We start from the raw sequence: 17,989 nt of genomic DNA on the forward strand, positions 1-17,989 counted from the left end.
GGCGGCCCGGCGGGAGCCGTCCAGCGGGCCGGGGCTCCGGTGGCGGACGTCAGAGGTCGGGTCGCAGGAGCGCCAGGTCGGCGGTCGACGGTCGGGCGATGTGTGCGGATTGGGCGGCCCGGCCGGCCTCCGGCCGCACCGTGTCAGCGGTCGTGTCGCAAGAGCGCCAGGTCCGCGGCCGCCAGGCGGGCGATCCGTGTGGGTAGGCCGGTTCGGCCGGCCTCTGGGACCGCGAGCAGGGCCAGCAGCGCCCGGGTGTCGGGGGAGTGCCGCGGCGGGCGGCAGCGCGGGCAGTCGCCGGGGCGGTGGCCGATCAGCCGGCCCACCACCTCGGCGAGCCCGGCCTGGTACGCGTGGCGGGCCACCGGTAGCCCCGCGGCCACGACCTCCGGCGCGGCGTTGCCCGGGGCGACGCCGTGCCGGGCCCAGCGCAGCAGCGCGATGTCGGCGACGCCGTCGCCCACCGCGAGCAGGGGAGCCGACGCCTCCTCGCCGAGGCGGGCGAGCAGGGCCCGCACACCGGCCGTCTTGTCGGCGCCCCGCGGTACGAAGTCCGTCTGCGCGTCGCCCGGAACAACCTCGAAGAGCGCGCCGAGGCCCTGCTCGTCGAGCAGCGCCGCGACCGTCCGCGGGGGCAGCCCGGTACGCCGGGTGCCGTTCTGGACGGAGGCGCGGACGCACCAGCGGGAGAGCGGGTCCAGCCGGACCGAGGGCAGCTCGGCGAGCCGCGCGCGCAGTCCGCCGTCGTCGGCCCGCTGCCGCTCGGACGGCAGGACCACGTCGGAGGCGCCGCTCGCGGGGTCGAAGCAGAGCGCGCCGTACTCGGCCACGCCACCGGCCAACCGGTAGGCGGCGCAGCGGTCCTGGACCTCGGGCAGGGAGCGGCCGGTGGCCACCGCGGTCCGGAAGCCGTGGGCCCGCAACGCGCGCAGCGCCAGCATGCCCTGCGGCGAGGACGCCGGAAAGCCCATGACGTCCGACTCCAGCACGCCGTCGACGTCGAGCACGCACCACGGTCCCCGCGGTTCGTCCTCCAGGTCGGCGAGGAACGCTCCGGCGAGAAAACGCTGCACCGCGCGGGCCTGGGCCCGCCGCGTGTCCGTGGGGCTCCCGAGGGTGCGGGCCTGCACGATCCGGAGCAGGCACCAGCGGGAGGCGGAGATCCGACGGCCGGTCAGCTCCCGGTAGTCCGCCAGGAGCCGCTCCTCGCAGTCGACGCCTCCGTCGCCGAGGTCCGCCGCGCCGGCGAGGTCGTACGCGGCGTCGTAGCTGGCGAGGTTGAGGTTGCTGAAGCCGCCCTCCGCGAAGTCCGTCTTGGCCCAGCCTCCGGCCGTGTCGGCCGCCCAGAGCCGGGGCGCGGTCCGGCCGTCCACCAGGCACGGCCGCTCGGCCGCGAGCAGCGAGGTGACCAGCGGATGGACCAGCGCCGGGCGCAGGACGACGTGGGCGCGGCCGAACACCGGGGCCACCACCCGCGCGGCCACCTCCCAGACCGGTTCGCACCCGGCGAGCCGCAGGCTCCGGTCCTCGGGCACCGCGAGGCGTTCCTGACGGGCCGCCACATACCGGGCGACCTCCGCCGTGGGCACACCGGGCGCCACGACGGCCCCGTCGTCCTCCCCGGGCAGCCGTTCCCGGACCAGCACGCCGTCGGCGAAGCCGTACACCGCCGGGACGAGGTCGGTCAGGGCCGTGGCGAGGGCGACCGGGTGGCGGCCGAGGTAGCCCAGCCCCGACCACTGGGCGACCAGCGGCAGCGCACGCCTCCCCGTCGAGGGCGACACGACCAGCGCGGTCAGCGGCACCGCGAGGTGGGCCTGGCGGGAGAGCGGGCCCGGCGCGCCGACCTCGACCCCGGTGAGCTCGACCCCGGGCGGCAGCAGGCCCGGCAGCAGACCGCGTAGCGCCTCGGCGCCCAGCCGCTGGTGGACCTGCCAGGCGGCCCCGGGCAGGACCACGCTGCGGTACCGGTCCAGGGCCGGCGGCAGCGTCCCGCCCGCGTCGAAGACGGCGAAGACGGGGACGACGGCCTCGGCAGGGAAGCCCTCGCGTTCGGCCCTGGCCGCCACAGCGGCCAGGGAGGCGCCGCTCGCGGGCGGATCGTCGATCACCAGGACCGTGCCGCCCTCGCGGCGCACCGCGGCGACCTCCGCCGCCCGGCCGGGGAGCAGCGCCAGCCCGGGACGGGTCGTGCCGACCAAGACCGTGCGACGGCCCGACTGCCGCAGCGCCGCGCCGAGGAGCGGGGCCAGATAGCTCCCGGAGGTGCGCACGCCGATCACCAGCAGCGGGCGTTCGCGCGTGGGATGCTCGGCGCCGAAGCGTCGGGCGAGTGCCGCGAGGTCCTCCGGGTGCTGGTCGAAGCTGCAGAAGGAGGCCGGCGGCCGCAGCAGTGAGCCCTCCAGCAGGCGGGCGCCGGCGGTGGCCTCGGCGAGCTGCCGGGCCGCCCGGTGGGCGCGGCGCGGGACGTTCTCGTTGTCCGGTCTCCGCGGGTTGAGGACCAGCGCTGCCAGCGCGTCGGTGAGCTCCGCCATCCCGCGCCCCCAGGCGTGCAGCCCGCGCATCGGCGGAGCGCTCAGGAAAGCCTCGGTGGCCGCGTCGAGCGAGCGGCCGGCCCAGCGGACCGCCGTCCCGGAGCGCCGCCCGCCACCCCCCGCGCCGAGATGCTTCACCAGCCGGCGGACCGGCCAGGAGGTGCCCTGGAGCCGGTCCTCGACCACCTGGACGATCCCCGCCGCGAGCAGGTAGGCGTCGAGCCACTGACCGCCGTCGGCCGCGGTGAGCAGCCGGGCGATGAGCTCGTCGACGTTGGCGTGCAGATCCGCCGGAACGGCGCCCGTCGGCTCCGGGCGGCTCACCACGGGGGGCGGCGCAGCAGGAGTTCCTCCAGGTCGCGCGGGGAGGTGGGCCGCCCGAAGTACCAGCCCTGACCCCAGTCGCAGCCCATTTCGCGCAGCCGGTCCGCGATCTCGGCCGTCTCGACGCCCTCCGCCGTCAGCGTCAGTCCGAGGGTGCGGGCCAGTGTGGTGAGCCCGCCGACGATGCGCCAGCCCACGTCCTCGTCCGCGCTCCGCCCGGGGTCGGGCTCGGTGATGAAGGAGCTGGGCAGCTTCAGACCGGCCAGGGGCAGGTCGCGCAGGTAGGCCAGGTTGGACCAGCCGGTTCCGAAGTCGTCCACGGTGAGCGTGACGCCCTTGTCCACCAGGGCGTCCAGGACGCGCAGCGACTCGTCGTGCGGGCCCAGCGCGGTGCCCTCGGTGATCTCCAGTTGCAGCATGGCCGGTTCCAGCCCGGAGTCGGCGAGGGCCCGGCCCACGTCCGCGACCAGCCCCTTGTTGCGGGCCTGGCGGGCGGTGATGTTGACGTTCACCTGCGGCGCCCGCGAGCCGTAGCGGCGCTGCCAGGCCGCGCCCTGCGCGCAGGCCTCGCGCAGGATCCACCGGCCCAGCGGCAGGATCAGTCCGGTCTCCTCCGCGGCCGGGACGAACTCGTCCGGTCCCAGCACGCCCAGCAGTGGGTGTCGCCAGCGCACCAGCGCCTCGACGGCGGTGAGCGAGCGGTCCACCAGCGAGCAGATCGGCTGGTACTCCAGGAAGAACTCGCCGCGGTCCAGCGCCTTGGGCATCCGCACGGAGACCGTGTAGCGGTTGACCGCCTCGGCGTTGGTGCGGGCGTCGTAGAGGGTCCACCGCGCCCCGCCCGCCTCCTTGGCCCGGTAGAGCGTCAGGTCGGCGGCGCGCACGGCCGCGCCCGGGGTGATGGTGCCGACGGCCCGTTCCAGCACGCCGACGCTGGCGCCGATCGCCAGCAGATGGCCGTCGATCAGGATCGGCTCGTGCAGGGAGTTCAGCACGCTGTGCGCGGCCGCCACCGCGTCGTGCTCGCCCTCGCAGTGCTCCAGCAGCACCACGAACTCGTCCCCGCCCAGCCGGGCCAGCAGGTGTCCCAGCGGGCCGAGCGCTGCCGCGAGCCGTCCAGCGACCTCGACCAGCAGCTGGTCACCGGTGGCGTGCCCCAGCGAGTCGTTGACGATCTTGAACCGGTCCAGGTCGATGTAGCAGAGCCCGAAGTGGGCGCCGGGGGGAGCGGTCGCGAACAGCTCCTCCAGGCGTTCGAAGAACGCCGCGCGGTTCGGCAGGCCGGTCAGCGGGTCGTGCGTGGCCTGGTGGCGCAGCCGCTCCTGGAGCCGGTAGCGGTCGGTGATGTCCTCCAGCATGGCCACCTGGTAGCGGGGCGCGCCGTCCTCGTCGCGGATCAGCGAGACCGTCAGGTGCGTCCAGACGACCTCGCCGTCCTGGCGGTAGTACGGCTTGTCGCACTGGAAGCTCTCCCGCTTGCCGGCGATCAGCTCCTCGTAGGCGTTCCACACCTCGGGGGTGTCCTCCGGGTGCACCAGATCGGTGACCTGCCGACCGTGCAGGTCCTCCATGGTGGCGCCGAACATCTCCAGCAGCGAGCGGTTGGCGGTGAGGATCTCGCCCTCGACGCTGCCGACCCCGATGCCGACCGCCGCGTGCTCGAACAGGGCCCGGAAGCGGGCCTCGGAGGCGTGCAGCGCCTGCTCGGCCTCGCGCCGCGCCACGTCGGCCGCGGTGCGGATGGCCTCCTGCTGCCGCAGGGTCCGCTCGCGCAGCGCGCTGGCCCAGGCCGCGGCGAAGGCGCCGGCCGGGTTGTCCGTCCGCGACGGCACCTGGCGCAGCAGTTCCACGGCCTCCACCAGCAGATCCGGGTCGGTGAAGTGCGCGCCGACCAGGGCGGTCGCGGCGGCGCCGGGCCGGCCCTCGCAGATCATCCCCGCCGTCCGGGTGCCGAGCGCCTGCACCTTGGCGGGGTCGAGCGCCGAGCCGTAATGCCGCAGCAGGCCCGTCCAACGTGCCAGGAAGTCGGGCGGCCGGGCCTCGCTCCCGGGCGTCGCGGGGGCGTCCCGAGCGGAGGCCGTGGCGGGACCGGGCGGGGCGGCCGGGTCCTGGCCGCCCCGCCCCCTCGGGGCTCCCGCCTGGGCCGGTGGCCGGTCGGTGGTCACGGCAGCAGCCCCACGCCGACCAGGCCCGGGAGCCGCTCCGGGTGCGGGCCGACCGCCTCGGGGCTGTCGGGGCGCCACTGCGTGAGGTAGACCAGGCCCGGGTCGACGAGCGTGAAGCCGTCGAAGAAGCGGGCGATCTCCTCGTGGCCGCGCATGGTCAGCGGCGTCCGGGTGCGGGCGTAGATGTCCTGGTGCGGGCGGACCTGGTCCGGGCGGCCTTCGCGGTCCGCATGGCACAGCACCAGCGCGCTGCCCGGCGGCAGCGCGTCGCGCAGCCGCGCGACCAGGTCGTGCGGGTGGCCCTCGTCCGGGACGAAGTGCAGCACCGCGACGAGCAGCAGCGCCACGGGTTCGCCGGCCTCCAGAAGGGCCGTCACGTCCGGGTGCGAGAGCAACTCCTCCGGGTCGGTGAGGTCCGCCTGGACGACGCGGCTGAGCGGGTCCTCGGCCAGCATCAGCTCGCTGTGGGCGACCGCCACCGGATCACGGTCCACGTAGACGACCTGCGCCTGCGGTTGCCGTTCCCGGGCCACCTCGTGCACTGGGCCGAGCGTCGGGATGCCGGAGCCGATGTCCAGGAAGCGGGTGAAGCCCGCGCCCGCCAGGAACTGCACCGAGCGGCGCAGGAAGGCCCGGTTGGCGCGCATGATCTTGGGGAGGTCCGGCCACTGCTCCATGGCCTGCCGGGCCATCCGCCGGTCGGCCTCGAAGTTGTGACTGCCGCCGAGGTAGTAGTCGTAGACCCGGGCGGCGTTGGGTGTCTCCAGGTCCACCCAGCTGGGGGACCAGGTCTGCCAGGTGCGACGGGCCACGGTGCGCTCCTTCCCGGTAGGGAGCGGCGTCGGTAGCGCCACGTCAACACTACGAGGCACCATGTTATGACAAATGCCGCAAAAACGGCTTGAATTCGGCCAGGCGGCCCCGGGGCTTGGCATGGGGCGACGACCCCGGCGGGAGACGCATGGCGGGACGAATCGAGGACTACGCGCTCCTGGGCGACCTGGGAACGGCCGCGCTGGTCGGCGCGGACGGCTCAGTCGACTGGCTGTGCCTGCCGCGCTTCGACTCCCCCTCCTGCTTCGCCGCGCTCCTCGGCGAGGAACGCCACGGGCATTGGGCCCTCGCACCCGCCGACGCCGACGGCACACGCCCCGTCAGCCGGCGCTACCTCGGCGACACCCTCGTCCTGGAGACCCGGTGGCGCACCGCCACCGGCGAGGCGCGGGTGCTCGACTTCATGCCGCAGCGCCCGGCCGACCGGGCCGGCGAGCCGCCGCGGCTGGTGCGCCTGGTGGAGGGGCTGGCGGGCAGCGTGGCCATGCGCGGCCGGCTGCGGGTGCGGTTCCACTACGGCCGGGTGGTGCCGTGGGTGCGGCGCACCGGCCACCACCGGGTCGCCGTCGCCGGGCCGGACGCCGCCTGGCTCTCCGTCCCGCCCGGCGTCCACACCTACGGCGCGGGTGAGGGCGCGGACGGCTGCACCCGTTCCGACTTCACCGTCACCGAGGGTGAACGGGTCGCCTTCACTCTCACCTGGCAGCCCTCGCACCTGACCACCGCCCGCCGCTTCGACCCGGAGCGCAGCCTGCGGGAGACCCTGGACGGCTGGGAGAACTGGTCCGCCCTGTGCCGGTACCAGGGGCCCTGGCGCGCCCCGGTGCTGCGCTCGCTGCTGACGCTCAAGGCGCTGAGCTACGCGCCGACCGGGGGCATCGTCGCCGCCCCCACCACCTCACTGCCCGAGTGGCTCGGGGGCCCGCGCAACTGGGACTACCGCTACTGCTGGCTGCGCGACGCCAGTCTGACCCTCGCCGCGCTGCTGCGCACCGGCTATCGCGAGGAGGCCGTCTCCTGGCGGCGCTGGCTGCTGCGGGCCATCGCCGGCGAGCGCTCCGGCCTCCAGGCCCTCTACGGCGTCGCGGGGGAGCGGGCCATGCCCGAGACGGTCGCCGACTGGCTGCCCGGCTACGACGGTTCGCGTCCCGTGCGGATCGGCAACGCCGCCGCCGGACAGATGCAGCTCGACGTCCGGGGCGAGGTCGCCGACATGCTGCACCGGGCGCTGGACGCGGGGATCCCCATGGAGCGCCAGGTCTGGAGCCTGTTCCGGTCCCTGATGGCGACCGTCGCGGCGCGCTGGCGCGAACCCGACGAGGGCCTGTGGGAGATGCGGGGCGGGCGGCGGCACTTCACCCACTCCAAGGTCATGTGCTGGGTCGCCGCCGACCGGGCCGTGCGGATGGCCGAACGCACCGGCCTGCCCGCGCCGCTCGCCGAGTGGCGCGCCCTGCGCGACGCCGTCCATGCCGACGTCTGCGCCCACGGCTACGATCCCGCGCGCGGCGTCTTCGTCCAGGCCTACGGGGACACCGGCCTGGACGCCGCCACGTTGCTGCTCGCGCAGTGCGGCTTCCTGCCCGCCGACGACCCTCGCGTGGTGCGCACCGTCGACGCCGTCCGGGACGGGCTCGACCTCGACGGCTTCGTCCGCCGCTACGACCCCGGCACGACCGGCGACGGCCTGTCCGGCGGCGAGGGCGCGTTCCTCGCCTGCAGCTTCTGGCTGGCCGAGGCGCTGGCGCTCGGTGGCCGCCACGAGGAGGCGGTGGAGTTCTTCGACCGCACCGTCGCGGTCGGCGGCGAGCTCGGGCTGCTGAGCGAGCAGTGGGACCCGTTCGCCCGGCGTCAGCTCGGCAACGCGCCCCAGGCGTTCACCCATGTCGCCCTGGTCAACGCGGCTTTCGCGCTGGACGGCGTGGACTCCCTGGGCTGAACGGAGGGTGAGGGGCGCTTTCGTGGTGGCGCGCGCCCGGATTGCCCTGCATGCACCTTACGGTGTGTCACTCTGCTTGCGCGCTCTGTCATGTGAGTGCTAGCAATTGTCACTGAACGCACCTGCCAAGGGATCCCCCTGACCATGCGGCTCACCTTTCTCGGGACCACTTCGAACAACGGCAACTGCCCCACCCTGTACGCGACCGACCGGGGCACCTTGGTGGTCCAGGGGTACGCGGTCACCGACCCGCTCGCCCGCGAGCAGCTGCGGGACCTGTTGCCAGGGGAGGACGCGGTGGAGATCCCCCGGGAGCTGCTGCAGCATCTCCGCTGAGGCGGGCCTGGGCCGAGCGCGCCGAGGCCTCGGGGAGGGCGTTCGGGAGGGGCGGCCGCCATGACTGACTTTCAGCGCGAACGCGAGGCGCTGGGCGCCTGGCTGCACCGACTGCGCCGGGACGCCGGCCTCAACGGCAAGGAGCTCGCCGAGCGGCTCGGCTGGGCGCCGTCCAAGGTCTCCCGGATCGAGCACGGCCGCCAGACCCCGACCCCCGCCGACCTCGACGCCTGGTCCCGGGCCTGCGGCCAGCCCCACGCCGCCGCCGAACTCACCGCCCGGCTGCAGGCGCTGGACAGCCACTACGTCACCTGGCGCCGTTCACTGCGCGCCGGCCACGCCCCGCGCCAGCGCGTGGGCATGGAGCTGGACCGGGCCACGACGGTGCTGCGCGTCTTCGAACCCGGCATGATCCCAGGCCTGTTGCAGACCGCCGAGTACGCGCGTTCGCTCTTCACCGCGCTCGTCGCGCTGCAGGGGACGCCCGACGACGTCCCACAGGCCGTCGAGGCGCGGATGGAGCGCCAGCGGGTGCTCTACCAGGCGGGCCACGAGTTCCACTTCGTACTGACCGAGGCCGCGCTGCGGTCCCGGCTCTGCCCACCGGAGGCCCACCGCGGGCAGCTGGACCGGCTGCTGGCCGTCGCCTCACTGCCCGGCGTGCGGCTCGGCGTCATCCCCGACGCCGCGCCGCTGCCGCTGGCGCCGCTGCACTCGTTCTGGATGTTCGACGACCGGCTGGTGCAGGTGGAGACCTGGACCGCCGAGGTCAACGTGACCGAGGCGAGCGAGATCGCGCTCTACCGCCGGGTCTTCGACCGCTACGTCAGCGTCGCGCGGTACGGCTCGGCGGCGCGGGCGATCGTCGCGGCGGTGCTGGCGCAGTGCCTGACCGCCGAGCAGGATGATGAAGGTATTGATGCCTCAGTCCCCCCACAATCGGGGCGAGATTCGCAATAACGCGCAATCGGAATGCGCCGCGGGTGGGCCAGGCCCTACCCTCCTGCCATGGCGGACAGCTCACGGGCGATCAGCTGGCTGCTGCGTGCGGCGCCCGTTCCCGGCTCGACCCTGGCCGAATGGAACGGCCGCCCGGACGGCAGCGCGGAGCTGGCCGTCGGCGTCATCTGGGATGTGGTGCGGGCCGAGCTGGAGCTCGGCCTCGAGGCTCTCGACCGGCTGCGACTGGCCGGCCTCGCCGGCCCCGCGCTCTGCGCCGTCGCCGAACGCCTGGTCTCCGTCCTGGTGCCCGTCGGCACGGCGGACTCCTGGTCCCCGGCCATCGCCGGCGTCACCACCGCCGGCCGCGGCCACCCGCTGCGCGTCCCGGTGCCGCGTGTCTGCCACGGCCCCTACCACTGGCTCATCCCGCCGGACGGCAGCGGCTACCTGACCGACCCGAAGCGCCTGCGCTCCGCGCTCAGGCACGCGCAGCGCGTCTACGCGACGGCGGTCCAGGCGGGCTGAGCGGGGCTCAGGCGGACGGTCTGGTCAGAGGAGAACCCGCCCACCGTTGCCGTCGGCAGCGTCGTGACGACGGGCCGGGCGTCAGGTGTGGGGAGCGCCGGCCCTGCCGGGGGGCGAGTCCGGCGCCCGGGCAGAGCCGCACCACCGCCGACCGGGGCCCGTCCGGGACGAGGCGCGCCCACCGGCGGCCGGCACCGTCAGACCGCGACCGAGCCCGCGCCGTAGGGGGCGAGCACGAGGCGGATGACCTCCTCGAGCCGGGCGAACGCGTCCGCCAGGGTGCTGCGGCCGGTGACCCAGGCGACGAGCTCGCCCTGCCACGCCGCGTCGATGAGGTGGGGGACCACCTCCCGTGCGGCGGGTGGGACGTCGGGCATCAGGGCCAGCAGGGAGGCCCGGCCGGTCGCCGCCATCGCGTCGACGACCTCGCTGGCGAACGGGTCGGTGGAGACCGAGACCGTGACCAGCAGGCGGGCGAGGTTGGGCTGGCGCTGGAACGCCCGCATGCCGCGGCGGACGAAGCGGACCACGCGGTCGCTGCCGCGCGCGGCCGGGACGGAGCCGCGCAGCTCCGCGGCGAGGTCGTCCATCAGCTTGCCGCGCCAGTCCGACGCCGCCGCGGCCAGCAGATGGTCCTTCGAGGAGAAGTAGCGGTACGTCGTCCCGAGGGCCACCCCCGAGCGTTCACTGACCTGCTTCATCTGCAGGCGTTCCACGCCGGTCTCCGAGACCAGGGTGAGGGCCGCGTCGATCAGGTGCTTCCGGCGTTCCAGCTGGCGGGGAGACATGGTCTCGATCGGCCTCGGTGACAGGTCTACCTTGGACACGACGCCATGGTACCGGGAACCCCGTTGCACGTGTATGACGCCTCGTCAACCGGTTCCGGACCACCCGGGCCCGTGACACGTCCCAGGCACGTGGCGCGAGGCGCCGGGGGACGCCTGGGCGCCCCCCGGAACAGGAACGGCGTTCTCGTCCGGCGGTCAGGTCAGGGTGATCTGGCCGCCGCTGACGTCGATCTTCTCCTCGGCCAGCGGTCGCGGCGCCGGGCCGTTCGCCACGGTGCCGTCGGTGATGTGGTACTGGCTGCCGTGGCAGGGGCAGTTGATGGTGCCACCGGAGACGCTCCCCACCGTGCAGCCCGCGTGGGTGCAGACGGCGGTGAAGCACTTGAAGCTGCCGGGGCTGGGCTGGGTCACCACGACCTGCTGTGTCGCGTAGACCTTGCCGCCGCCCACCGGTATGTCAGAGGTCGGGCCGAGCACGGTGCCCGTGCCGCCGCCGGGCGTGCCGCCCCCGCCGCCCGCGTTCGCCGAAGGCGCGGAGGAGGGCGCGGCGGACGGCGCGGAGGCGCCGCCGCTGGAGCAGGCCGCGAGCAGCGCCGCCGCGCCCGCGACGCCCGCGCCGGCGAGAACCGTGCGGCGGGCGGTGGGCTGGGCGGTGACCGGGTCGGTGTGCTCCGGGGTGGTCGTCATAGGTACTCCCGAGGTGTGAGGGACCGTCGGGGAGGGATTACGCACGAAGGGCCGCTGCGGTTCAACCGGGCTCGGATGTGTTCAGGTGAGCAGCGACCGTGCCTGCTGCCACGACTCCGGGTCGGCCGCGGCGAGCAGGCCGGTCCGGTCCTCGCCCGGGAGGTAGCGGGAGCCGTCCAGACGGCGGGCGTGGCCGCCCGCCTCCTCCAGCAGCAGCGTGCCGGGCGCGTGGTCCCACGGCAGGATGCGCCGGTACAGCACGAAGTCCCGCTCGCCCTCGACCACGCGCGGGTAGTCGACGCCCGCGCAGCTCGCCCCGCGCCCGAGCGAGGCGAAGCGGGACGCGGCGGCGGCGACGCGGGCGCGGTCCGGCGCGTCGAGGAACCGGGTCATCACGTCGCCGTGGAGCCCCGCGGCGCCGGCGGGCGCCGGGTCCCGGCGCAGCCGGAGACCGTCCCGCCATGCGCCGGAGCCGCGCTCGGCGACGTAGGCCGTGCCCTCCACGGGCCGCAGGATCCAGCCGGCCACGGTCTCGCCGTCGCGGACCAGCGCCGCCATCACGGCGAACCCGGGGCGGCCGGCGACGAAGTTGCCCGTGCCGTCGATCGGGTCGACGACCCACGCGGCGGGCGACTCGGTGAGCGCCCGCGGCAGCGTCGGATCGGCGGCGGTCGCCTCCTCACCGACCACGGGCGCGTCCAGCAGCTCCCGCAGCCGACGGCTGATCAGCGCCTCGGCCTCGCGGTCGGCGACGGTGACGAGCTCGCCCTGGCTCTTCTCGCTCACCTCACCGGCGGCGAGCGACCCGAACCGCGGCAGGATCACGGCCTCGGCCGCCTCACGCAGGATCCCGGTCACGTCGTCGATCTTCATGGCGGCAAGCTTAGGGCCTGTCATGGGGACACCTCCCGGCCGGAGGCCGGGGTACCCCCATGACAGGCCCTGGGCCCTCGGCTCAGGGCGCCGTGGAACGGGCCGCGTACGTGGCCACGCGGGCCTCCAGTGCCTTGCGGCGCTCGGGCCACTCCTCGGCGACGATCGAGAAGACCGCCGCGTCGCGCAGGTGGCCCTCCTCGCCGGGGACCCAGGAGCGGGCCGACTGGCGCAGGACGCCCTCCAGGGTCGCGCCGGTGGCCGCGATCGCGGCGCGGGAGCGGGCGTTGCGCGCGTCCGTCTTGAGGTCGACCCGGGCCACGCCGAAGCGCTCGAAGGCGTGCCGGAACAACAGCAGCTTGGCCTCGGCGTTCAGGCCGGTGCCCTGGGCCGAGGCGGCGAGCCAGGTCCAGCCGATCTCCACGGCGTAGAGCGCGGGCGGCGCGGTCCAGTCGGTCCAGCGCGGGTCCCAGAAGGCGGTGCAGCCCACCGCCCTGCCGCTCGCCCGCGAGACCTGCGCGTAGGGCACGAGCCGGCCCGCCGCCCGCAGGGCGTGGTGGCGGTCGATGTAGGCGGCCACCTCGTCGGGGCCGGGGACGACCGTGAAGCCGTAGGAGTCCCGGTTCTGCGCGCCCGCCTCCGCGAGGTCGGCCGCGTGGTGGTGCTCCAGCGGTTCGAGGCGCACCAGCGTGCCCTCCAGCGCCGGTGCGTCGAAGGTCGGTTCCATGCGCGGCTCCCCGGAGTCTCGGTCGACGCGGCCGACCCTAGCTTTCGGCAGGAGCGGCCGGCACCGGGATTTCTCAGCCCTGGGCCTTGGGTCTGCGCTCGCGGATCAGGGCCTCCTGGACCACCGAGGCGACCAGGCGGCCGTCGCGGGTGTAGAACTCGCCCTGGGCCAGGCCCCGGCCGTCCGAGGAGGAGGGGCTGCGCTGGGCGAAGAGCAGCCACTCGTCCGCGCGGAACGGGCGGTGGAACCACATCGCGTGGTCGAGCGAGGCCAGGTTGATCTGGGAGGGCTCGGTGCGCTCGGCGCGCGGCACCTGCAGGTGCAGGGCCGCGGTCGAGGCGAGGGTCAGGTCGGAGAGGTAGGCGAGCGCGCACACGTGCATCAGCGGCTCGTCGTCCGGCAGCGGCTGCGCCGACTTCAGCCAGACGAACTGCTGCACCACGCCCGGCAGTTCGACGGGCAGGCCGGGGCGGTCGCGCGGGATGATGCGCATGTCCAGGGTGAGCTTGCCGGTGGTGCCCCAGTAGTTCTCCGGGCCGCCGGCCGCCCAGGCGGCGTACGGGTCGGGCAGGCCCTCCGGGCCGGGCAGGTCGGGTATCTCGCGCTGGCGGTCCGGGCTCTCCTCCGGGGTCTTGAAGGAGGCGGAGAGGGTGAAGACGGCCTCGCCGCCCTGGATGGCGGTGACCCGGCGGGTGGTGTAGGAGCCGCCGTCGCGCAGTGCGTCGACCTCGTAGACCAGCGGGCGGCGCGGGTCGCCGGGGCGCATGAAGTACCCGTGCAGCGAGTGGACCAGGCGTCCGGTGCTGACCGTCCGTCCGGCCGCGACCAGCGCCTGCGCGGCGACCTGCCCGCCGAAGGCGCGCAGCGGCGCGCCGGCGTGGCACCAGCCGCGGAACAGGCCCTGGTCGATCTCGTCGAGGCGGAGCAGGTCGACGAAGCCCCTGATCTCGGTCGGCTCGGCGGGCGAGACGAAGGCGTCGGGGGTGTCGGGCTTGGGCGGTGTCGCGGCTGTCACCGCCCTATCGTTTCAGACCGCAACTGGGTGATCGGTGTGATGTGTACAACCTTGCCCGCTCAGCGTCGGAACTCACCACCCAGCTTGCGGAAGTCCCAGGAGGTCAGCGTCTCCGGGGCGATCCTGAGCCAGGCGTGGCGGCCGTCGTGGAACATCGTCTCCCCGAAGCCGTACTTGAGCGCGAAGATCTTCTCCACCGGCTCCAGTTCGGGCACCGGCCCGGCGCCGGTCCGTGGCGCCTCGCCGACGGGCTCGACGGAGCCGGTGATCTCCACCCCGCACAGCTCCCCGTACTCCTCGCCCGCGTCCACCACGACGGCGATCCGCGGGTCGGCCCGCAGCTCCGTCCACCGGCGGCTGCGCACGATCGAGTACAGCCAGAGTGCGGAGCCGTCCCAGGCGAACCAGAGCGGTGTCACGTGCGGGCGCCCGTCGGCGGAGACGGTCGCGACCCGGCAGGTGCGCTGTGCGCTGAGGAACGCGTCGCGTTGCTCGGGGGTCATCATGATCCGGCGTCCGTGCCGTTGTGCGCGCATGGCCTTCCCCCTCCCGCCGTCATGGCGGACGATGAGGGCTCCAGTAGAACGTGTTCTCGTTCTATGTGCCAGAGGGTGGGAGGATCCGGATGGGCCGCTTCGAGACCCTGGACTACGAGGCCGGCGAGGACGGCGTGGCCTGGGTGACGCTCGACCGCCCGGAGGTGCACAACGCCTTCGACGCCCGGATGATGCGCGAACTGCGCACGCTCTGGCGCGAACTGCGCGAGGACGACGCCGTCCGCGTCGTCGTCCTCACCGGCGCGGGCGAGCGCGCCTTCTGCACCGGCGTCGACCGCGGCGCCCTCGGCGATCCCGAGCTGCGCATCGGCACCCGCGGCGGTACGCCGCTGCATTTCGACGACCCCGGGGACTGGATCAGCCCCAAGACGGCCGGCGACCTGTGGAAGCCGGTCGTCGCCGCGGTCAACGGGATGGCCTGCGGCGGCGCGTTCTACCTGCTCGGCCAGGTCGAGTTCATCATCGCCGCCGAGCACGCGACCTTCTTCGACCCGCACACCAGCTACGGCATGGCGGCGGTGTTCGAGTCCATGGCGATGCTGCAGCGCATGCCCCTCGGCGAAGTGATGCGGATGCAGCTGATGGGCGCTCACGAGCGGCTGAGCGCGCGGCGCGCCCACGAGATCGGCCTGGTGCAGGAGGTCGTCCCGGCGAGCGAGCTGCGCGAGGCCGCCGGGCGCGTGGCCGCGACCATCGCCTCGCAGCCGCCGCTCGCCGTCCAGGCGACGCTGCGGGCCGTCTGGTACGCGCAGGAGCTCGGTTACCGGCAGGCGCTGGAGGTGGCCAAGACGCTCGTCCAGGTCGGCAACGACCCGCAGTCCCTGGCGGAGGGCCAGGCGTCCTTCGCCTCCGGCGCGCGGACGCCGTGGCGGCTTCGATGAGGTCTCCTGACGGATGATCGCCGGGTGCGTAGGCTGCGGCGCATGACGACGACGAAGTTCTCCTGGGAGACGGAAGCCGCGCGTTACGACGAGTCACGCGGGGGCGAGGCGCGGGCCCAGGCGGCGGCGGAGGCGCTGGAGTCGCTGCTGCCGACCGGTGTCCGCCGGCTCGCCGACGTCGGGGGCGGCACCGGGATCATCGGCCGGCGGCTCGTGCGGCCGGACCGCGAGGTCTTCGTCCTCGACCTGACCCACGCGATGCTGCGGCTCGCCGAGGCCCGGCTGCCCGGACACGCCGTCCGCGCGAGCGCGGACGCGCTGCCGTTGGGTGACGCGACGTTGGACGCGGTGACGAGCGTCTGGCTACTGCACCTGCTGCCGGACTCCCGGCCGGTCCTCGCGGAGTTCGCCCGGGTGCTGCGGCCCGGCGGCGTGCTCGTCTGCACCGTCGACAAGGACGCCTGCCACGACGTCGGCAGCGACATCGACGAGGTGCTGGGCGAACTGCGGCCACGCCGGGGCAACGCCGTGGGCGCGGCCGAGCAGGACGCGACGGAGCGGATCGTCGCGCACGGAGCGGAGTTCGGCCTGGAGCCCGTCGGCGAGGCGGCCTTCACCGCGCACCTGCGGGGCACCACACCCGCCACCCTCGCGGACCTGATCCGCACCGACCGCTACCAGTTCTGGGCCCGCCGCCTCGCCCCGGCGGACCGCGAGCGCATCCTCGCGGACCTCGCCGTGCTCCCGGGCCAGGACCGTCGCCGCCCGGACCCGAGCTTCCGCCTCCTCGCCCTCCGGCGAGTCTGACCGCGGGGGCCGCCGCGCCCGCCCGTGGCCTCCGGCCGGGGCGTCGCGTGGCTGTGCGAGATCAGCCGGCGTGCCCGCGCAGCTGCGTGCCCGTCAGGTGCGGGCCGTGACGGAGTCGTCTTCGTCCGGGTGGGAGGCGGGGGGCTGCAGGTCCGGTGGCACGCGGATGAGCGACTGGGTGTCGGCGTCGGCGTCCTCGTGGGCGCCCGGGGCGGCGATCGGGCGCCACCAGGCGCGCTGGGGGAGCGGTTCGGCGGGTTCGAAGGGCTCGCCCGGGCGCGGGGTGGCGACGGGGACGTCGTGGGCGAGCCCGGCGGCAAGCGTGCGTTCGATCGGCTCGTCCCACGGGTGCGGGGCGAGATCGAAGGTGCACCAGTGGATCGGCAGCAGTACGCCGCCGCCGAGGTCGAGGTGGGCGCGCACGCCCTCCTCGGGCGTCATGTGGACCTCCGGCCAGAAGCGGCTGTAGGCGCCGACCTGGATCATCGCCGCGTCGAACGGCCCGTGCTGGGCGCCGGTCTCGGCGAAGCCGTGGAAGTAGCCGGTGTCGCCGCTGTGGTAGATCCGGTGGCCGCCGCCCGCCACGATCCAGGAGGCCCACAGCTGGTAGCGGCTGGTGCGCGGCCCGCGCGAGCAGTAGTGGCGCGCCGGCGCGGCGGTCAGCGTGAGCCCGGCGACGCGGGCGGACTCGTGCCAGTCCAGCTCGACGATCCGCTCCGGCGGGACACCCCAGAACTCCAGGTGCGCGCCCACGCCCAGCGGCACCGCGAACACCGCGCCGCTCGCGCCCAGCGCGCGGACGGCCGGCAGGTCGAGGTGGTCGTAGTGGTCGTGGGAGATCACCACGACGTCGACCGGGCCCAGCTCGTCGGGCGGGATCGGGCCCGGGTGCAGCCGGCGCGGGCCGAAGCCGGGCAGCGGGGAGCAGCGCTCGCCGAAGACGGGGTCGAACAGCACCCGCCGTCCGCCGATCTCGGCCAGCACGCCCGCGTGGCCCAGCCAGGTCAGCCGCAGGCCGCTCGCCGGCGGGACGGCGAGCTGCTCGGCGGTGAGCCGGTGCACCGGGACGGCCTGGGCGGGGCGGCGGCGCGCCCGGTGCTCGGTCAGGCCGGCCTGGAGCGCGGCGAGCGTCGTGCCGGGCAGCAGCCGCCGAGTGCGCACGGGGTTGCGGAAGGCGCCGTCGACGAACTGCGGCGAGCGCAGGATCCGGGCGAGCCGCTCGCCGCTCGGCTCGGTGGCGTCACCGAAGCCCTCGGGGCGCAGCTGCCGGATGCGCCCGAACCGGGCGACCCGCTCGGGCAGGGGCACGGAGAGCGAGGGAAGGGAGGTCTGCGGATCCAGCAGCAGGGACGGAGAGGACGGTTCCGCGGGCAGCGAGGACCCCTCGGGACGGGCACGGCCGGGCACAGCACCTCCAGGAGACGGGGTGGACTGCGTGACGATCTTTCGCAGCGTACCCGCGGGACACCCGTGTCGCCGGGCGGCAGGAGGGGCCGTGCCCGGTCGGGTCAGGCGTAGAAGCGGGTGATCGTGTCCGCGACGCAGTGCGGCTTGCCACCGTCCTTGCCCGTGATAGTGAAGCGGACCACGACCTGCAGGCCGCCCGGCACCTCGTCGGCGGAGACCAGTTCGGCCGTCGCCCGGACGGACGAGCCGACCGGGACGGGTGCGGGGAAGCGCACCTTGTCCGAGCCGTAGTTGACGGCCATCCGGATGCCCTCGACGCCGTAGCACTCCTTGGCGAGCACCGGGATCAGCGACAGGGTCAGGTAGCCGTGCGCGATGGTGGTGCCGAACGGCCCGCTCTTGGCGCGCTCCGGGTCCACGTGGATCCACTGGTGGTCGCCGGTGGCCTCGGCGAACAGGTCGACGCGCTTCTGGTCGACGACGTGCCAGTCGCTGCTGCCGAGCTCGGTGCCGACGGCCGCGGCCAGGTCTTCAAGGGTGGCGAAGATGGTCATGGTCGGGAGGGTATCCCCCGGCCCGGCGCACCTGAATGTGGCGCAGCTCACCGACGCCGGTCGGAGGACGGGGCGCCGGGCCGGGGGATACCCT

17 protein-coding genes are annotated in these 17,989 nt (G+C 74.8%); 6 read left to right on the forward strand and 11 right to left on the reverse strand.

Features of this window, described 5'->3' with window-relative positions:
- Positions 1-143: 143 nt before the first annotated feature.
- From DN069_RS31905 to DN069_RS31915, 3 genes are read right to left on the reverse strand one after another with little or no spacing between them, the layout of a single operon-like run.
- The gene (locus DN069_RS31905; protein WP_133260105.1) at positions 144-2,858 is read right to left on the reverse strand and encodes an HAD hydrolase family protein; all 2,715 of its coding nucleotides are present in this window, start codon (positions 2,856-2,858) and stop codon (positions 144-146) included.
- Positions 2,855-5,023 carry a putative bifunctional diguanylate cyclase/phosphodiesterase gene (locus tag DN069_RS31910; protein WP_243640001.1) on the reverse strand — a complete coding sequence of 723 codons (2,169 nt, stop codon included), beginning with the start codon at positions 5,021-5,023 and terminating at the stop codon, positions 2,855-2,857. The genes DN069_RS31905 and DN069_RS31910 overlap by 4 nt, the downstream gene beginning before the upstream one ends.
- Complete coding sequence (locus DN069_RS31915) at positions 5,020-5,835, reverse strand: SAM-dependent methyltransferase (RefSeq protein WP_243640007.1); 816 nt, start codon at positions 5,833-5,835, stop codon at positions 5,020-5,022. The genes DN069_RS31910 and DN069_RS31915 overlap by 4 nt, the downstream gene beginning before the upstream one ends.
- A 149-nt stretch (positions 5,836-5,984) precedes the next feature.
- Between DN069_RS31915 and DN069_RS31920 the strand changes: the two genes are divergently transcribed.
- The 4 genes from DN069_RS31920 to DN069_RS31935 all read left to right on the forward strand — a co-directional run bounded on the left by DN069_RS31920 (position 5,985) and on the right by DN069_RS31935 (position 9,599).
- Positions 5,985-7,796, forward strand: coding sequence for a glycoside hydrolase family 15 protein (locus tag DN069_RS31920; protein WP_111506725.1), 1,812 nt, complete (start codon positions 5,985-5,987; stop codon positions 7,794-7,796).
- A gap of 144 nt (positions 7,797-7,940) precedes the next feature.
- On the forward strand, positions 7,941-8,132 hold the full coding sequence (locus tag DN069_RS31925; protein WP_111506726.1) for a hypothetical protein: 192 nt from the start codon (positions 7,941-7,943) through the stop codon (positions 8,130-8,132).
- Positions 8,133-8,192: 60 nt separating this feature from the next.
- Positions 8,193-9,092, forward strand: a complete 900-nt coding sequence (locus DN069_RS31930; RefSeq protein ID WP_111506727.1) for a helix-turn-helix domain-containing protein — start codon at positions 8,193-8,195, stop codon at positions 9,090-9,092.
- Positions 9,093-9,140: 48 nt separating this feature from the next.
- A complete protein-coding gene (locus DN069_RS31935; protein WP_111506728.1) occupies positions 9,141-9,599 on the forward strand; it encodes a hypothetical protein in 459 nt (152 codons plus the stop codon).
- 197 nt (positions 9,600-9,796) lie between these two features.
- Here DN069_RS31935 and DN069_RS42495 read toward each other — a convergent pair whose 3' ends face one another.
- From DN069_RS42495 to DN069_RS31965, 6 genes are all read right to left on the reverse strand, one after another.
- Positions 9,797-10,426, reverse strand: coding sequence for a TetR/AcrR family transcriptional regulator (locus DN069_RS42495; protein WP_133260106.1), 630 nt, complete (start codon positions 10,424-10,426; stop codon positions 9,797-9,799).
- A 156-nt stretch (positions 10,427-10,582) separates the two neighbouring features.
- Entirely contained in the window at positions 10,583-11,074 is a 492-nt protein-coding gene (locus tag DN069_RS31945; protein ID WP_111506730.1) for a Rieske (2Fe-2S) protein, read from the reverse strand.
- A gap of 81 nt (positions 11,075-11,155) precedes the next feature.
- Complete coding sequence (locus tag DN069_RS31950; RefSeq protein ID WP_111506731.1) at positions 11,156-11,947, reverse strand: inositol monophosphatase family protein; 792 nt, start codon at positions 11,945-11,947, stop codon at positions 11,156-11,158.
- A gap of 82 nt (positions 11,948-12,029) precedes the next feature.
- Positions 12,030-12,674 (reverse strand): GNAT family N-acetyltransferase, encoded by a 645-nt coding sequence (locus DN069_RS31955; protein WP_111506732.1) that lies wholly within the window; start codon positions 12,672-12,674, stop codon positions 12,030-12,032.
- Positions 12,675-12,747: 73 nt separating this feature from the next.
- Positions 12,748-13,689, reverse strand: a complete 942-nt coding sequence (locus DN069_RS31960; RefSeq protein WP_111506733.1) for an acyl-CoA thioesterase — start codon at positions 13,687-13,689, stop codon at positions 12,748-12,750.
- 59 nt (positions 13,690-13,748) lie between these two features.
- Complete coding sequence (locus tag DN069_RS31965) at positions 13,749-14,225, reverse strand: pyridoxamine 5'-phosphate oxidase family protein (RefSeq protein ID WP_111506734.1); 477 nt, start codon at positions 14,223-14,225, stop codon at positions 13,749-13,751.
- An 89-nt stretch (positions 14,226-14,314) separates the two neighbouring features.
- Here DN069_RS31965 and DN069_RS31970 point away from each other — a divergent pair, with 89 nt between their 5' ends.
- Together DN069_RS31970 and DN069_RS31975 are read left to right on the forward strand one after the other, a co-directional pair.
- A complete protein-coding gene (locus tag DN069_RS31970) occupies positions 14,315-15,127 on the forward strand; it encodes an enoyl-CoA hydratase/isomerase family protein (RefSeq protein ID WP_111506735.1) in 813 nt (270 codons plus the stop codon).
- Between the two features lie 42 nt (positions 15,128-15,169).
- Positions 15,170-15,934: a class I SAM-dependent methyltransferase gene (locus DN069_RS31975; RefSeq protein WP_111506736.1), complete on the forward strand. Its 765-nt coding sequence runs from the start codon at positions 15,170-15,172 to the stop codon at positions 15,932-15,934.
- 93 nt (positions 15,935-16,027) lie between these two features.
- Here the strand turns inward: DN069_RS31975 and DN069_RS31980 are convergent, their stop codons facing one another.
- Together DN069_RS31980 and DN069_RS31985 are read right to left on the reverse strand one after the other, a co-directional pair.
- Positions 16,028-17,236 (reverse strand): MBL fold metallo-hydrolase, encoded by a 1,209-nt coding sequence (locus tag DN069_RS31980; protein WP_207892347.1) that lies wholly within the window; start codon positions 17,234-17,236, stop codon positions 16,028-16,030.
- Positions 17,237-17,442: 206 nt separating this feature from the next.
- Positions 17,443-17,895 (reverse strand): MaoC family dehydratase, encoded by a 453-nt coding sequence (locus DN069_RS31985; RefSeq protein ID WP_111506737.1) that lies wholly within the window; start codon positions 17,893-17,895, stop codon positions 17,443-17,445.
- Positions 17,896-17,989: the final 94 nt, after the last annotated feature.

The sequence above is a fragment of the Streptacidiphilus pinicola genome (assembly GCF_003258295.1).
Lineage (GTDB): Bacteria > Actinomycetota > Actinomycetes > Streptomycetales > Streptomycetaceae > Streptacidiphilus > Streptacidiphilus pinicola.

Excerpts from the sequence above, each read along its gene's own strand:
- DN069_RS31935 (WP_111506728.1), top strand. The coding sequence starts at position 9,141 with ATGGCGGACAGCTCACGGGCGATCAGCTGGCTGCTGCGTGCGGCGCCC.
- DN069_RS31970 (WP_111506735.1), top strand. The coding sequence starts at position 14,315 with ATGGGCCGCTTCGAGACCCTGGACTACGAGGCCGGCGAGGACGGCGTG.
- DN069_RS31925 (WP_111506726.1), top strand. The coding sequence starts at position 7,941 with ATGCGGCTCACCTTTCTCGGGACCACTTCGAACAACGGCAACTGCCCC.
- DN069_RS31955 (WP_111506732.1), bottom strand. The coding sequence starts at position 12,674 with ATGGAACCGACCTTCGACGCACCGGCGCTGGAGGGCACGCTGGTGCGC.
- DN069_RS31965 (WP_111506734.1), bottom strand. The coding sequence starts at position 14,225 with ATGCGCGCACAACGGCACGGACGCCGGATCATGATGACCCCCGAGCAA.
- DN069_RS31945 (WP_111506730.1), bottom strand. The coding sequence starts at position 11,074 with ATGACGACCACCCCGGAGCACACCGACCCGGTCACCGCCCAGCCCACC.
- DN069_RS31985 (WP_111506737.1), bottom strand. The coding sequence starts at position 17,895 with ATGACCATCTTCGCCACCCTTGAAGACCTGGCCGCGGCCGTCGGCACC.
- DN069_RS31920 (WP_111506725.1), top strand. The coding sequence starts at position 5,985 with ATGGCGGGACGAATCGAGGACTACGCGCTCCTGGGCGACCTGGGAACG.
- DN069_RS31950 (WP_111506731.1), bottom strand. The coding sequence starts at position 11,947 with ATGAAGATCGACGACGTGACCGGGATCCTGCGTGAGGCGGCCGAGGCC.
- DN069_RS31975 (WP_111506736.1), top strand. The coding sequence starts at position 15,170 with ATGACGACGACGAAGTTCTCCTGGGAGACGGAAGCCGCGCGTTACGAC.
- DN069_RS31930 (WP_111506727.1), top strand. The coding sequence starts at position 8,193 with ATGACTGACTTTCAGCGCGAACGCGAGGCGCTGGGCGCCTGGCTGCAC.